Source organism: Pseudomonas caricapapayae (genome assembly GCF_001400735.1).
GTDB classification, from domain to species: domain Bacteria; phylum Pseudomonadota; class Gammaproteobacteria; order Pseudomonadales; family Pseudomonadaceae; genus Aquipseudomonas; species Aquipseudomonas caricapapayae.
The window spans coordinates 36264-52095 of the sequence record NZ_LJPW01000144.1 but is presented as its reverse complement, the minus strand read 5'-3'; the positions used below and the strand labels follow the sequence as shown (position 1 = coordinate 52095).

Genomic DNA, 15832 nt, shown 5'->3' with positions numbered 1-15832 from the left:
TTCGATGATTGGCGCGGCCCACCCTGAAAAGTGAGACTTGTGTCACGGCACGGCACTTGCTACAAAGATGACAGAAAAGTGCCATCATTTTAACGGCGCTGAGGGTGGAGGGATTCTCCTGTGTCTGCTGTCTTGTCTCTTTTGCAAAGCCGTTTGCTGCGTCCCGTCTTCATTGCGCTGGGCATTGCCCTTTTGGTGCAGGTCCTGGTGGCAGTTGCCCTTACCCGGAGCACGGTCACGGCGCTTGAAGCTGATCTTGCCAGCCGTCTTGGGGTAGATTCGCAACATCTTTCTTCCGAGCTGGAGCTGGCGAGTAGCGAAGTGACGTCGAGCCTCGACTCTCTTTCGACCAGTACCCGTCAGCGCTTGAGTGTCGGACTCTCTGCGCGTTTGAAGGATGAGCAGGCCCAGTTGCGCGCCACGCTGGAAAAGGACCTTCGGGAGTCTGCGACCGACATGGCCGAATTGCTCGCTGCAGTTGCTCCGCGAGCCATGTGGGATAACGACACGCCAACCCTTTCTGAATTTGCCCGACGTGCCCAGCGCAATCCTAATGTTTTGTTTGTGGTCTACGACGATGCGGCCGGCGAGCACCTTACGCGGTACATGAATCGCGACAATCCGCTGGTCAAGGCGCTGTTGGCGAAGGGTGAAGGCGAACGGGCGATGGACAAGATCCTCAATGCCGCAAAAAACGATCCTTCGGTGTATTACGTCGAGGCATCCATCAGCCCTAATGGTGTCGAGATCGGCAAGGTGCGCATGGGGGTCTCCACGGCCACGGTCGAGGAGAATCTGGCGGCGCTGGACAAGCGTTTCGCCGCCCTGATCATCAGTGGTGAGCAGTTGGTTTCCGACAGTCTGGCCAGTGCTTCCAAAGACAGCTCTACTGCCTTGCGCACGCGCCTGCAATCGGCTCAGGCGGCGGGTACGGCGATGACCGGCAATACGCGTGTCGCTGTTCAGGAAGCCGCCGAAATCTTGCGCTGGCGAATCGGTATGGGGCTGGCGCTGGTGGGGTTGGGCGTATTGCTGTTGCTGGCGGTGGTGCTGGGGCGTCGGGTAGTCAGCAAGCTGCACCTGCTGATCGCGGCACTGAATGATCTTGCGGCGGGTGAGGGCGACCTGACCAAACGCGTCAAACTGGACAGTAACGACGAGATTGGCGACATGTCGGCGGCGGTCAATCGCTTCATCGACAAGCTGCAACCCATCGTGCGTGAAGCGGGAGAGGTCGCGCAACTGACCGGTGTCGAGATCGGCGCGATGAGTCAACGCAACGCGGGTGCCGACGCCGCAGCCGCCTTGCAGCGTGATGAAGTGGCTGCCAGCCTGAAGGCGCTGGAGCATATGGCCGATGAGGCGCAGTCGGAAAGCCAGGCGATGCAGGCGGCTTTGCGTCAGGTCAACGATATCAAGCAGGCGACTGATGAAAATACCCGCACGTCCAGTCAGGTCGGCGGGCTGATTGAGGCGCTGGCCGGACAGGTGGATACCGGTGCGCAGGTGATCGAACGTCTTGCGTTGCAAAGCCAGCAGATCGAGGTTGTGCTGGAGGTTATTCAAAGTATTGCCGAACAAACCAATCTACTGGCACTCAACGCGGCCATCGAGGCCGCGCGGGCTGGTGAAACGGGTCGTGGCTTTGCAGTGGTTGCTGACGAGGTCCGCGCTCTGGCCAGTAAGACGCAGAGTTCGACCGGCGATATCCAGGAACATATCGTCGCCTTGCAGCGTGGTGCGAAAGAGGCGGTCGCGGCCATTGATATTGCTGGTCGCCAGGCCAAAGAAGGGCTTGAAGTGTTACGTGAAAGTGCCAAGCGCCAGCAGACGGTGCAGGCATCTGTCGAGCAGGTGCACGCGGCCATCGGGCTGGCGACCAAGGCGGCGGTTCATCAGGCTGAAGGAGCCCAGGCGGTACGTGGTCGGGTAGAGGTTATCCACGCTCAGGCTGAGCGTGCCGCGAAGGCGGTGGTCGAGACGACGGCCAGTGGCAAGGTGCTGAACGGTCTGGCGGCGCAATTGAAGGCGAGCCTTGGGCAATTCAGGGCTTGAGACGGCGAACATATTTGTGAAAAAGTTCTGGCTAATGCCAGTGCCTACAAAATACGCAGGGTGATATTTAAACTTACTGATGAAAGGCGTCTTCGTGCATTGATTCAACGGCGTCAGTTTCAGTGTGTCTAAGACCTTGTGGCCTATTTTTTATCGACTGTCTACCTGTTACGTCTGATAGTTATGCAGTTCCAACAGGTCGACTACCGTGAGTAAAGCTTATGAGGATGAATAAGCTTTCTGCGCTGTGCTGAAAAAACACAGTTTGATATTTAAACTTATTTCTAAGGATGGAATTAATATGGCTGCTATATGGGAGTTTCTCTATGCGCCCGTGATTGTCGGTGGGTTCAAGAAGTATGACGCCGCCAAAAACGTTGATTATGTTCAGTTAGGCTATCCTGCCAAGCCATCATCACCCCCGTCGTTATCAGATATGTCCTACCTGGCAGGGCAAGGCCTCAGCGTTGGATTGTGGTCGGTTCTGAATATCAATTATCTGAATTTTGCGGTAGGTGAATACGTTGAGCTTCATTTCAATGGTCCCGCTGGTTCGTCGGTCAGTTGGAGTCAGGGCTTCCACGTAAAGGATGTGGCGGGTGGTGATAACCGTATTCTTGTGGTGCCGTCAGCGTATTTAAAGAAGCTTGCAGGTCAAACAGCAACTCTTCATTATGTCGTCACGCCGACGTCTGGGAAAGTTCGTACATCGGGTATTTTATCCTTCGAGGTTCGCGGCCTTTACCTGCCGGCTCCGGAAGTGATTGATGCTAAAGATAATACGATTGATATAAATAAGATTAGTGCCAAAGGAACCGTCAAGTATGTAACCGTCAGTCTTGACTACCCGGATATGAAAGATCGCGATGCAGTCAGGCTGGTCAAGGCGGGTGTCGACGCCAACCAGAAAGCTATTAACGTTATCGATGAAGAGCGCCCTGTCAGTTCTGGCAATCTTGCTCATAGGCCCCTGAAATTTATCTGGACCGACGGGGATATCAGGCCGTTGCTGAATGGCTCCGTAGATATCTACTATCAGGTTTACAGAGACGGCATCTGGTACAACTCACTCAAGAGCAGCCTCTATGTGGGGGCGCGCCTTGCCGGCTTGGCGCCTTATATTAAGGGCGTTGATGGGTACCTTGACCCGGATACATTTATTGATTATGTCTATGTACGTATACCTTTTCAGGGGACGCTGGTCAACGACAAGGTCACCATGGTCTGGAGTGATTCTTCACGACAGAATAAGTTTAAAGAGACACTGACCGTCACTGAGCTGAACGTCGATAAAGAACTGCTAATTGACGTGTATCTCGAGGACACCATCAACTCCTATCGAGGCAAGTTCGTCACGGTTTATTACCGGCTCGAGCGTACCCTGCCGGACGGCAGGAGCATTGGCTTTAACTCTCCCGAATACAAATTTTTTGTCGGTAATCAGCAAGAGCGGGAAGCTGCTGATTCCAGAGTGTTGGAGGGCGCCATTGTGGGAGGGGTTAAGAATGGCAATATGGATGCGTCTTTAGCCAGCGCCGGAACAACGCTTACCGTACCTTTTACAGAGACTCAGGAGGGCGACAGTGTTACCGCGTATTGGCAGTTGGCCGAAGGGGGCGACCCGTACGTGTCGGTCCCTCAGGCCGTTGATGCTGCCAATGTCGATCGTGACCTGGTATTTAACATCCCTGCTGCGACCGTCAATACTGCGCTCAACAAGAAGGCCACTGCTTATTACGTCATCGAGCGTCAGGGGGCGGATGGCACACTCCGGAAGTTCAGGTCTCAAGAAACGTCGTTTTCGGTAGGACCTCAGTTGGCTGCCCTTTTGCTTCCTGCTCCAGATGTTCCGGCCACTGTGGCTTCGGTGCTCGATCCTATGGTCGCGCGAACTGGTGCAAAAGTCGTCATTCGGGCTTACCCGTCTATTGCTGTTGGCGATACGGTTCGACTCTTCTGGAGCGGGACGTATGGAGCTGGAACGCCGGATATTGCAACGCAGAATGTGAGCAGCGTGAACCAAGTGTTGGAGTTCGATGTTCCGGCCTCGGCAATTGGCGCGAATACGGGTGCGGAGGTCTGGGTCTATTATAATGTCACGCGCAAAGGATTGGCCGCGCCTATAGAGTCTGAAGTCACTGTTGTCGAGATTGAAAAGCTTGGTCTGGACGATTTGTCTGCACCGGTAATCGAGCAAGCGCCCGAAGGGATTCTGGATCTGGTCGCGGTAAAAGCCGATATCGTGGTGAAGCTCAAGAAGTGGCCGTTCATTGCGGCGGATCAACGAGTGTGGTTGCGTCTGGAGGGTGTTGCCAAGGATGGCAGTTTCCTGGAGATTAACGTTTGGACGGCCAATCGGTTGACTGACGTCGAGGCGCAGAAGGATCTGGAGATAACTGTCGATCGTGCCGAGTTCGATGAACTGGCGGAGGGCAGCCCGTTACGGGTGTTTGCAAAAGCTACGCTCGATGGAGACTTTGATGATACCTATGCTGAAGACTTTCCCGTGCTGAACGTGGTTATAAAACCGAAAGTTAACGCATTGAGCGTTGAGTCATCAGAAGTCTCCTTGACTGCAGCATATCCGAAACCAGGAAGTACTGCGACGGTGCCGCCTGGTTCAAGTAAGCTACTGGTTATAAGTGGTGGCACAGGTCCTTATACTTTTGAGTCGGGAGATGCATCTGTCGTCGACGTCGATGGGAAAGGGCTTTTGATGGCCAGGAAGAACGGATCGGTATTTGTTCAGGTGAGAGATTCCGCTGGGCAGACTGTCGTTGTGACGGTGACTGTTCAGGGTATCACCACGCTGGAGTACTTGACTTACGGTACCTATTCACAATGTGAGAAAATTGCCCGCGACAGAGGGCTTTTAATAGTGAATCTGGCTACCTGGCGCAGGCTCCGTCTTGAAGCCGGTGGAAAGTTGTTTGTCGATTTTCCAGACACACCTGCGGGGGAGAAACGGAGTCACTCGGTCTGGGCGCGTGACAAGTGGTCCAGGCCAGGGGTTCAGGAGCATAGAAGGCTGTTTAACCCTGATAACCCTGAGCTTGATAATAGTATTATGGTTAGCCCAGACTCAGCCATCCTGTATGGCTTCGGCATGAAACCATAAGCTGAATCTGTCTGCTAAGGCATGTTTGCTGAGTCGACATGTAGATACAAGTCGAAAAAAAACCGAGCCACTGGCTCGGTTTTTTTGAATTGGTGCCCAGAAGAAGACTCGAACTTCCACGACCTTGCGGTCACCAGCACCTGAAGCTGGCGTGTCTACCAATTTCACCATCTGGGCAGCATCAGCAGCGTGTACGCCGTTGATGGGGCGCACTATACGGCGATCGTTTTACGCTGTAAACCCCTGTTTTGATTTAATAATCAAAACCCGAAAATGCAAAAACCCGCTTTCGCGGGTTCTTGTGAGGCTTGAGACTGTTGTAGTCTGTTGCCTGAATTGGTGCCCAGAAGAAGACTCGAACTTCCACGACCTTGCGGTCACCAGCACCTGAAGCTGGCGTGTCTACCAATTTCACCATCTGGGCAGTATCGACACGGATCAACCTGTCGATGGCGCGCACTATACGGAGCGCTTTTTAGGCTGTAAAGCCCGGCCGTGAAAAAAACTCGAAAAAAATCGCGGACGGCGTGGTTCGGGTGCTTCAGCGCGGTTTGGCAGGCTTTTTGTCGAGCGGTTTGAGCGTGAAATTTCCCGTTTCATGAGGTCTATGCCAAACTAACCCCTATATATACAAGGTGAAAACTATCTAATGGCCGATTGGCAGTCCCTCGATCCCGAGGCCGCTCGTGAAGCGGAAAAATACGAAAACCCTATTCCAAGCCGCGAGCTGATCTTGCAGCACCTTGCCGAGCGCGGTTCGCCGGCAAATCGCGAGCAACTGGTCGAAGAATTCGGTCTGACCACCGAGGATCAATTCGAGGCCCTGCGCCGTCGCCTCCGGGCGATGGAGCGCGACGCCCAGTTGATCTACACCCGTCGTGGCACTTATGCACCGGTAGACAAGCTTGACCTGATCCTGGGTCGCATTTCCGGTCATCGCGACGGCTTCGGCTTTCTGGTTCCCGATGACGGCTCCGATGACCTGTTCATGAGCCCGGCGCAGATGCGTCTGGTGTTCGACGGTGACCGCGCGCTGGCGCGTGTTTCCGGCCTTGACCGCCGCGGCCGTCGCGAAGGCGTGATTGTCGAAGTGATCTCGCGGGCTCACGAAAGCATTGTGGGTCGCTACTTTGAAGAAAGCGGCATCGGCTTCGTTGTGCCGGATAACCCGAAAATCCAGCAGGAAGTGTTGGTGACGCCGGGTCGCAACAACAGTGCGAAGATCGGTCAGTTCGTCGAGGTGAAAATCACCCACTGGCCAACCCCGCGCTTCCAGCCTCAAGGTGATGTGGTCGAAGTGGTCGGCAACTACATGGCGCCTGGCATGGAAATCGATGTCGCGCTGCGTACCTACGACATTCCGCACGTGTGGCCCGAGGCCGTACTCAAAGAGGCCGCGAAGCTCAAGCCGGAAGTCGAAGAGAAGGACAAGGAAAACCGCGTAGACCTGCGCCACCTGCCTTTCGTGACCATCGATGGCGAAGACGCTCGCGACTTCGACGATGCGGTTTACTGCGAAGCCAAACCGGGCAAGCTGCGCCTGTTCTCCGGTGGCTGGAAGCTCTACGTGGCGATTGCCGACGTATCGAGCTATGTGAAAATCGGTTCCGCGCTGGATGCAGAATCCCAGGTGCGCGGCAACTCGGTGTACTTCCCCGAGCGTGTCGTGCCCATGCTGCCTGAACAGTTGTCCAACGGCCTCTGCTCGCTGAACCCGCATGTCGATCGCCTGGCCATGGTGTGCGAGATGACCATCTCCAAGACCGGCGAGATGACTGACTACGTGTTCTATGAAGGCATCATCCATTCCCACGCTCGCCTGACCTACAACAAGGTCAGCACGATCCTTGAGCAGCCGAAAACCGCCGAAGCCAAAAGCCTTCGCGGTGAGTATGGCGACGTGGTTCCGCACCTCAAGCAGCTTTACGCCATGTACAAGGTGTTGCTGGGCGCACGTCATGTGCGCGGTGCTATCGATTTCGAAACTCAGGAAACCCGGATCATCTTCGGTTCCGAGCGCAAGATTGCCGAAATCCGTCCGACCACTCGCAACGATGCTCACAAGCTGATCGAAGAATGCATGCTGGCTGCCAACGTGGCCACCGCACAATTCCTGAAAAAGCACGAAATCCCTGCGCTGTATCGCGTCCACGACGGTCCGCCGCCAGAGCGCCTGGAAAAACTCCGCGCATTCCTCGGTGAGCTGGGTCTGACCCTGCACAAGGGCAAGGAGGGTCCTACGCCCAAGGATTATCAGGCGCTGCTGGAAACCGTTCGTGACCGCCCGGATTACCACCTGATCCAGACCGTGATGCTGCGTTCGTTGAGTCAGGCTGTCTACAGTTCGGACAACAACGGCCACTTCGGTCTGAATTACGAAGCGTACACGCACTTCACGTCGCCTATCCGTCGCTATCCAGACCTGCTGACCCATCGCGCGATTCGCAGTGTCATTCGCTCCAGGCAGGATACGCCGCACGTTCGCCGTGCCGGTGCGGCGACGATCCCGAAAGCGCGCATTTACCCGTACGACGATGCGCTGCTCGACCAGTTGGGCGAACAATGCTCGATGAGCGAGCGCCGTGCCGACGAAGCCACGCGTGACGTGGTCAACTGGCTCAAGTGCGAGTACATGAAGGATCGCGTCGGTGAGTCGTTCCCGGGTGTGATCACCGCTGTAACCGGCTTTGGCCTGTTCGTCGAGCTGACCGATATCTATGTCGAAGGTCTCGTCCACGTAACGGCTCTGCCAGGCGATTACTACCACTTCGACCCCTTGCATCATCGCCTTGCCGGCGAGCGTACCGGACGTAACTTCCGTCTCGGCGACACTGTTGAAGTGCGCGTCATGCGTGTCGACCTGGATGAGCGCAAGATCGATTTCGAGATTTCCGAAACCGCAGCGGCTGCTACTCCGGTTGGTCGCAAGCGTCGTGGTCATGACACTGCGCCTCCTGCCGCGGCAGCCACGGCTGAAAAAGAGAAGGCACCGGCCAGGTCCGGTCGTCGCAACGCTTCTGCCAAGGAAAGCAGCACCGAAGCCTACCGGCCGAGCGATGCGGCGGCGAAAAACGCAGAAGTGCGTAAAAGCCGCGAGCTGAAAAAAGCACTTCTGGCAGACGCGAAGGGTGGTAGCAAGGCGTCGTCGGGAAAGTCTGACAGGTCGGGCTCTGCGCCTTCATCGGGCAAACCGGCCAGCAAACACCGCAAAGGCTCGTCAAAAACGGGCTCCGCGCCAGCTGCGAAAAGCAGTGGCGCTCGTAAACCCAAGGCCAAGTCATGAGTCAGCTGGAAAAGATCTACGGCGTTCACGCTGTAGAAGCGTTACTTCGTCATCACCCCAAGCGCGTCAAGCATATCTGGCTGGCCGAGGGTCGTAACGATCCTCGTGTCCAGACCCTGGTCGCACTGGCAGCCGAAAATCGCGTCACCATCGGTCAGGCAGAGCGACGTGAAATGGATGCCTGGGTCGAAGGCGTGCATCAGGGTGTGGTTGCCGATGTCAGCCCGAGTCAGGTCTGGGGCGAAGCAATGCTCGACGAGCTGCTGGACCGCAGCGAAGGCTCGCCGCTGTTGCTGGTGCTCGACGGCGTGACCGATCCACACAACCTCGGCGCTTGCCTGCGTACCGCTGATGCGGCAGGTGCGCTGGCGGTCATCGTGCCCAAGGACAAATCCGCAACCTTGACGCCAGCCGTGCGGAAGGTCGCCTGCGGTGCCGCCGAGGTCATTCCGCTTGTGGCAGTGACTAACCTGGCGCGTACGCTGGAAAAACTCCAGCAGCGCGGGTTGTGGGTGGTGGGTACTGCGGGCGAGGCCGAGGTCGAGCTGTATCAGCAGGATCTGACCGGGCCGACCATCATTATCATGGGGGCGGAAGGCAAGGGTATGCGTCGCCTGACCCGTGAGCATTGTGATTATCTGGTGCGCCTGCCGATGGCGGGCAGTGTCAGCAGTCTGAACGTGTCGGTCGCGACCGGCGTGTGTCTGTTTGAAGCGCTGCGTCAGCGCTCCGCGAAGCGGAAGCCCTAAGCGGTTTAGCTGCAAGCCACAAGCCTCAAGCTGCTTGCTTTTGCTTGCAGCTTTTCACTTGCAGCTTGCAGCTTGCAGCTGCCTTCTCTACACTTGCGCCCCTTGCTGTCACGGCAGGCGCGCATGTGCCTGTCCCTGAGCAAGACCAACAGTGTCATTCACTCCTTGTCTGACCGCTTCTGAGCGGCAGGCTACAACCCGTAAGGAGCATTCATGCGTCATTACGAAATTATCTTTTTGGTCCACCCGGATCAAAGCGAGCAAGTCGGCGGCATGGTAGAGCGTTACACCAAGCTGATCGAAGAAGACGGCGGCAAAATCCACCGTCTGGAAGATTGGGGCCGTCGTCAACTGGCTTACGCAATCAACAATGTTCACAAGGCTCACTACGTGATGCTGAACGTTGAGTGCACTGGCAAGGCTCTGGCCGAGCTGGAAGACAACTTCCGTTACAACGATGCTGTGATCCGTAACCTGGTCATCCGTCGCGACGAAGCCGTAACCGGCCAGTCCGAGATGCTCAAGGCTGAAGAGAACCGCAGTGAGCGCCGTGAGCGTCGCGACCGTCCTGAGCACTCCGACAGCGCCGATGGCGATGACGGCGACAACAGCGACGTTAGCGATAACGCTGACGAGTAATCCACGGACCTTTTGAGGAGCCAATTACATGGCACGTTTCTTCCGTCGTCGTAAATTCTGCCGCTTCACCGCTGAAGACGTCAAAGAGATCGATTACAAAGATCTCAACACTCTGAAAGCCTACGTATCCGAGACCGGCAAAATCGTTCCAAGCCGTATCACTGGTACAAAAGCACGTTATCAGCGTCAGCTGGCCACCGCTATCAAGCGTGCCCGCTTCCTGGCCCTGCTGGCCTACACCGACAGCCACGGCCGCTGAGACCAGGTAGTCGACAAAACGTAACAAAGGATAGAAGCATGCGTGCCCTGGCTGAATTCATCATGCGCGGCCGTATGCAGGCCACTCTTGTAGTGGCTGGATGTGCGGCATTGCCGCTGTTGTTCTGGTTAAGTGCTGCCGCGGGGTGCCTTGTGCTCCTGCGACGCGGGTTCAGTGATGCCGTTGGTGTCCTGTCCTGGGCTCTGCTGCCGGCTTTGGTCTGGTGGTATTTCGGCGAACCTCGTACAGCCATGGTGCTGGCCGGTTCGCTGGGTTTGGCAATGGTTTTGCGTGCCAGCGAGTCCTGGGTCCGTGTGCTGCTGGTCAGCGTGGCGTTGGGTGTGGTGTACGCAGTCATTCTGGGCACGGTTTTTCGCGAACCTCTGGAAGCAATGTCGCAGGAATTGCAGAAACATCTGCCGACAATGCTGGCCGGGCTCTACGAGCAGTTGAACGTAGAAGAGCGAGCGCGCCTGGGAGCACTGATTGCACCCGTCCTGAATGGCCTGATAGCGGCTGTGCTGCAGATCGTCAGTGTGCTGTGCCTGATTCTGGGGCGGTACTGGCAAGCAATGTTGTGCAACCCTGGTGGTTTTGGGCGTGAGTTTCGCGCCGTGAAACTTCCCCTGGTGCCTGCGTTGGTGCTGGTGGTGTGCATGCTGGTGGGACCGAATTTCGGTCCGCAGATAGCAATGCTTACACCGCTGTGCAGCGTGCCGCTGGTCTTTGCGGGCCTGGCCCTGATTCACGGACTGGTCGCTGAAAAGCGTCTGTCCAGATTCTGGCTGGTAGGGATGTACATCACGCTGCTGGTGTTCATGCAACTGATCTATCCGTTGCTCGTGGTAATTGCCATTGTCGACAGCCTGATTGATTTTCGCGGTCGCCGGAGTTCGAAAGATCCCGGCAATGGCTCTGCGAACGGTGAAGGTTAAAAGTTAAGAGGATTTCCACATGCAACTGATCCTTCTGGAAAAAGTCGCCAACCTGGGCAACCTGGGCGACAAAGTAAACGTTAAGGCCGGTTACGGTCGTAACTACCTGCTGCCTTACGGCAAAGCAACCGCTGCAACCGCTGCCAACGTGGCTGCGTTTGAAGAGCGTCGTGCCGAGCTGGAAAAACTGGCTGCAGACAAGAAAGCATCTGCCGAAACTCGCGCTGCCCAACTGGCTGAGCTGGAAGTGACTATCACTGCCACTGCTGGTGACGAAGGCAAGCTGTTCGGTTCGATCGGTACTCACGACATCGCTGATGCACTGACCGCCTCCGGCGTTGAAGTTGCAAAAAGCGAAGTTCGTCTGCCGAACGGCACTATCCGCAACGTTGGCGAATTCGACGTAGCCGTGCACCTGCACAGCGACGTAGAAGCGACCGTACGCGTTGTCGTAGTGGCTGCTTAAGCAATACGTAATCGTCTGGCGGCATTGCCGTCAGAGGATTAACATCGGGCACGATCCTGTTCACAGGTCGTGCCCTTTGTCTTTGTGCCATCCCCATTCTGCAAACCTCGAATTGAAGTGGCCATGAACGATATTTCCACCCCCGAACAATACGATCTGCAAACCGCTGCCCTGAAGGTGCCGCCGCATTCCATCGAGGCCGAGCAGGCCGTACTCGGTGGTTTGATGCTGGACAATAACGCTTGGGAGCGGGTGCTTGATCAAGTTTCCGATGGTGATTTCTATCGACATGACCACCGCCTGATATTCCGCGCCATTGCCCGGCTGGCCGATCAGAACAGCCCGATTGACGTCGTGACGCTGGCTGAACAACTGGATAAGGAAGGGCAGACCTCGCAAGTGGGTGGCCTGGGCTATCTCAGCGAGCTGGCGAAAAACACGCCCTCTGTCGCCAACATCAAAGCCTACGCGCAGATCGTCCGTGCGCGGGCCACATTGCGGCAGTTGATCGGCATCAGTACCGAAATCGCCGACAGTGCGTTCAACCCGGAAGGCCGGACCGCCGAAGAAATTCTTGACGAGGCTGAGCGGCAGATATTCCAGATCGCCGAAGCGCGCCCCAAAACGGGCGGCCCGGTCAGCGTCAACGATCTGCTGACCAAGGCAATCGACCGTATCGATACCCTGTTCAACAGTGATAACGCCATTACCGGTCTGTCGACCGGGTATACCGATCTCGATGAAAAAACCAGCGGCATGCAGCCCGCCGACCTGATCATCGTTGCCGGACGTCCGTCGATGGGCAAGACCACCTTCGCCATGAACCTGGTTGAAAACGCAGTGCTGCGCAGTGACAAGGTGGTACTGGTCTACTCGCTGGAGATGCCAGGCGAATCGCTGATCATGCGTATGTTGTCCTCGCTGGGTCGCATCGACCAGACCAAGGTGCGGGCCGGCCAGCTTGATGACGATGACTGGCCGCGTTTGACATCGGCAGTCAATCTGCTCAATGACCGCAAACTGTTCATCGACGACACGGCCGGTATCAGCCCGTCCGAAATGCGTGCGCGGACGCGGCGGATCGTGCGTGAGCATGGCGACATTGCCATGATCATGATCGACTACCTGCAGTTGATGCAGATTCCCGGTTCGAGCGGTGACAACCGGACCAACGAGATTTCCGAGATTTCGCGCTCGCTCAAGGCGCTGGCCAAAGAGTTCAATTGCCCGGTCATTGCCCTGTCGCAGCTCAACCGCTCGCTGGAGCAGCGGCCGAACAAGCGTCCGATCAACTCCGACCTGCGGGAATCCGGAGCGATCGAGCAGGATGCCGACGTGATCATGTTCGTTTACCGGGATGAGGTGTACCACCCGGAAACCGAGCACAAGGGTATCGCCGAGATCATCATCGGCAAGCAGCGTAACGGGCCCATCGGCACCACGCGCCTGGCATTCATCGGCAAATACACACGTTTCGAGAATCTGGCACCGGGCAGTTACAACTTCGACGACGATTGATCCCCGTCCAGGTCTGTCAAATCCGACCATTGCCGTCGGACTTGATCAAAAAATGTGCTATATTCCGCGCCCGCGATTTTTCCAACGTGCAAACGTAGGTCCTGAACATGCAAGCAGCCAAGCCGTTATTTGACTATCCCAAGTACTGGGCCGAATGTTTCGGGCCGGCACCTTTCCTGCCCATGAGCCGGGAAGAGATGGATCTGCTTGGCTGGGATTCCTGCGACATCATCATTGTCACCGGTGATGCGTACGTGGATCACCCGTCTTTCGGCATGGCGATCATCGGTCGTCTGCTCGAGTCCCAGGGCTTTCGCGTCGGGATCATTGCGCAGCCCAACTGGCAGTCCAAAGACGACTTCATGAAGCTCGGCGAGCCGAACCTGTTCTTCGGTGTCGCTGCCGGCAACATGGATTCGATGATCAACCGCTACACCGCAGACAAGAAAATTCGCTCCGATGACGCCTATACCCCTGGCGGCATGGCTGGCAAACGCCCGGATCGCGCCAGTCTGGTCTATAGCCAGCGTTGCAAGGAAGCTTACAAGCACGTGCCTATCGTGCTCGGCGGCATCGAGGCTTCGCTGCGCCGTATTGCGCACTATGACTACTGGCAGGACAAGGTTCGTAACTCGATCCTGATCGACGCTTGCGCCGACATTCTGCTGTACGGCAACGCCGAGCGTGCGATTGTCGAAGTCGCCCAGCGTCTGTCCTATGGTCACAAGATCGAAGACATCACCGATGTACGTGGCACCGCGTTCATTCGTCGTGACACGCCGCAGGGCTGGTACGAAGTCGATTCCACGCGCATTGACCGTCCGGGCAAGGTCGACAAGATCATCAACCCATACGTCAATACCCAGGACACGCAGGCCTGCGCCATCGAGCAGGAAAAAGGCAACGTCGAGGACCCCAACGAAGCCAAGGTGGTGCAGATTCTTGCCAGCCCGCGCATGACCCGTGACAAGACGGTCATCCGCCTGCCATCGGTGGAAAAGGTTCGTAACGACGCCGTGCTGTACGCCCACGCCAACCGCGTGTTGCACCTGGAAACCAACCCGGGCAACGCTCGCGCATTGGTACAGAAGCATGGCGACGTGGACGTCTGGTTCAACCCGCCGCCCATTCCGATGACCACTGAAGAAATGGACTACGTGTTTGGCATGCCTTACGCGCGCGTTCCGCATCCTGCGTACGGCAAGGAAAAGATCCCTGCCTACGACATGATTCGTTTCTCGGTAAACATCATGCGTGGCTGCTTTGGTGGCTGCACCTTCTGCTCGATCACCGAGCATGAGGGGCGGATCATTCAGAACCGCTCCGAAGAGTCGATCATTCGCGAAATCGAAGAGATCCGCGACAAGGTGCCGGGCTTTACCGGGGTTATTTCCGACCTGGGCGGGCCGACCGCGAACATGTATCGCATCGCCTGCAAAAGCCCGGAGATCGAGTCTGCCTGCCGCAAGCCGTCTTGCGTATTCCCGGGCATCTGTCCGAACCTGAATACCGATCACTCGTCGCTGATCCAGCTGTATCGCAACGCCCGTGCATTGCCGGGCGTGAAGAAAATCCTGATCGCCTCCGGCCTGCGCTACGACCTTGCTGTCGAGTCGCCGGAATACGTCAAGGAACTGGTCACCCACCATGTGGGTGGTTACCTGAAGATCGCCCCGGAACACACCGAGGAAGGTCCGCTCAACCAGATGATGAAGCCGGGCATTGGCAGCTATGACAAGTTCAAGCGCATGTTCGAGAAGTACACCAAGGAAGCCGGCAAGGAGCAGTACCTGATTCCTTACTTCATCGCCGCCCATCCGGGTACTACCGATGAAGACATGATGAACCTGGCATTGTGGCTCAAGGGCAACGGTTTCCGCGCCGATCAGGTGCAGGCCTTCTACCCGTCGCCGATGGCCACTGCCACGGCCATGTACCATTCGGGCAAGAACCCGTTACGCAAGGTTACCTACAAGAGCGACGGGGTCACCATTGTGAAGAGCGAAGCGCAGCGTCGTTTGCACAAGGCATTCCTGCGTTATCACGATCCGAAAGGCTGGCCGATGCTGCGCGAGGCGCTGGAGCGTATGGGCCGTGCCGATCTGATCGGGTCGGGCAAGGATCAACTGATCCCGTTGCATCAGCCGGCGACCGACAGCTATCAAAGCGCGCGCCGCAAGAACTCGACGCCAGCGGGCAGCCACAAGGTTGCGAAAAACGCCAAGACCACGTTGATCCAGACCCAGCACACCGGCCTGCCGCCACGTGGCAGTGATGGCAGCAAGCCGTGGGACAAGCGCGAAGAGGCCAAGGCTGCCGCAATGGCGCGCAACAAGCAGGCCGCCAAGGAGCGCATGGATGCAGCCAAAGGCAAGGGCACCAAACCGCCCAAGCGCAAGCCAGTGGTGCCACGCTGACGCTCGGCGCTTAGCGCCGCCTGCTCGTAGAGAGGCGACGCAGAGCGTCCAGAGCGGCGTGCCCACGCGGAGCGTGGGCACGATAGTCACGATAGTTGAGGTTATCGTCCCTCACGCTCCCGGATGGCCACGATAGTTGAGGTTATCGCTCCTCACGCTCCATCCAGCGTGGGGATGCCGTTCGTGACGCTCCGCGCCACACCACTTGCGCCATGCAGCTCTGTCTATCAATGTCACGTACCCACGGCGCTCACAATTCTTCACCCCCCATTCGATCCCTCTGCCACACTGTCTGCCTTATTAACGTGCAACCCTTGCACCGTCAGCTCAGGCTGGCACGATTTTGGTGCTGCGCCTTGCGGGGCGTGCAAGGCCAATGTCGTTGGCGCATGA

10 protein-coding genes and 2 tRNA genes are annotated in these 15832 nt (G+C 56.9%); 10 read left to right on the top strand and 2 right to left on the bottom strand.

Features of this window, described 5'->3' with window-relative positions; all coding sequences use genetic code 11:
• The first annotated feature begins 120 nt into the window (after nt 1-120).
• Both ALO80_RS20330 and ALO80_RS20325 read left to right on the top strand, forming a co-directional pair.
• Nucleotides 121-2055 (top strand): methyl-accepting chemotaxis protein, encoded by a 1935-nt coding sequence (locus tag ALO80_RS20330; protein ID WP_055010305.1) that lies wholly within the window; start codon nt 121-123, stop codon nt 2053-2055.
• 301 nt (nt 2056-2356) lie between these two features.
• Nucleotides 2357-5173, top strand: coding sequence for a hypothetical protein (locus ALO80_RS20325; RefSeq protein WP_055010304.1), 2817 nt, complete (start codon nt 2357-2359; stop codon nt 5171-5173).
• A 90-nt stretch (nt 5174-5263) separates the two neighbouring features.
• Here ALO80_RS20325 and ALO80_RS20320 read toward each other — a convergent pair.
• A tRNA-Leu gene (locus ALO80_RS20320) sits at nt 5264-5350 on the bottom strand.
• 160 nt (nt 5351-5510) lie between these two features.
• Nucleotides 5511-5597: transfer RNA gene (locus ALO80_RS20315), tRNA-Leu, on the bottom strand.
• Between the two features lie 225 nt (nt 5598-5822).
• On the opposite strand from ALO80_RS20315, the gene rnr reads away from it, so the two are divergent.
• From rnr to ALO80_RS20275, 8 genes are all read left to right on the top strand, one after another.
• The gene (gene rnr / locus ALO80_RS20310; protein ID WP_055010303.1) at nt 5823-8456 is read left to right on the top strand and encodes a ribonuclease R; all 2634 of its coding nucleotides are present in this window, start codon (nt 5823-5825) and stop codon (nt 8454-8456) included.
• A complete protein-coding gene (gene rlmB, locus ALO80_RS20305; RefSeq protein ID WP_055010302.1) occupies nt 8453-9205 on the top strand; it encodes a 23S rRNA (guanosine(2251)-2'-O)-methyltransferase RlmB in 753 nt (250 codons plus the stop codon). The genes rnr and rlmB overlap by 4 nt, the downstream gene beginning before the upstream one ends.
• A gap of 213 nt (nt 9206-9418) precedes the next feature.
• A complete protein-coding gene (gene rpsF, locus ALO80_RS20300; protein ID WP_002551828.1) occupies nt 9419-9844 on the top strand; it encodes a 30S ribosomal protein S6 in 426 nt (141 codons plus the stop codon).
• Between the two features lie 28 nt (nt 9845-9872).
• Nucleotides 9873-10103, top strand: coding sequence for a 30S ribosomal protein S18 (gene rpsR, locus ALO80_RS20295; RefSeq protein WP_002551829.1), 231 nt, complete (start codon nt 9873-9875; stop codon nt 10101-10103).
• Nucleotides 10104-10141: 38 nt separating this feature from the next.
• Entirely contained in the window at nt 10142-11038 is an 897-nt protein-coding gene (locus tag ALO80_RS20290) for a YybS family protein (RefSeq protein ID WP_055010301.1), read from the top strand.
• A gap of 19 nt (nt 11039-11057) precedes the next feature.
• The gene (gene rplI / locus ALO80_RS20285) at nt 11058-11504 is read left to right on the top strand and encodes a 50S ribosomal protein L9 (RefSeq protein ID WP_003317208.1); all 447 of its coding nucleotides are present in this window, start codon (nt 11058-11060) and stop codon (nt 11502-11504) included.
• Between the two features lie 123 nt (nt 11505-11627).
• Nucleotides 11628-13022 carry a replicative DNA helicase gene (gene dnaB / locus ALO80_RS20280; RefSeq protein WP_002551832.1) on the top strand — a complete coding sequence of 465 codons (1395 nt, stop codon included), beginning with the start codon at nt 11628-11630 and terminating at the stop codon, nt 13020-13022.
• Between the two features lie 107 nt (nt 13023-13129).
• Nucleotides 13130-15439: a YgiQ family radical SAM protein gene (locus tag ALO80_RS20275; protein WP_055010300.1), complete on the top strand. Its 2310-nt coding sequence runs from the start codon at nt 13130-13132 to the stop codon at nt 15437-15439.
• The last annotated feature ends 393 nt before the right edge of the window (nt 15440-15832 follow it).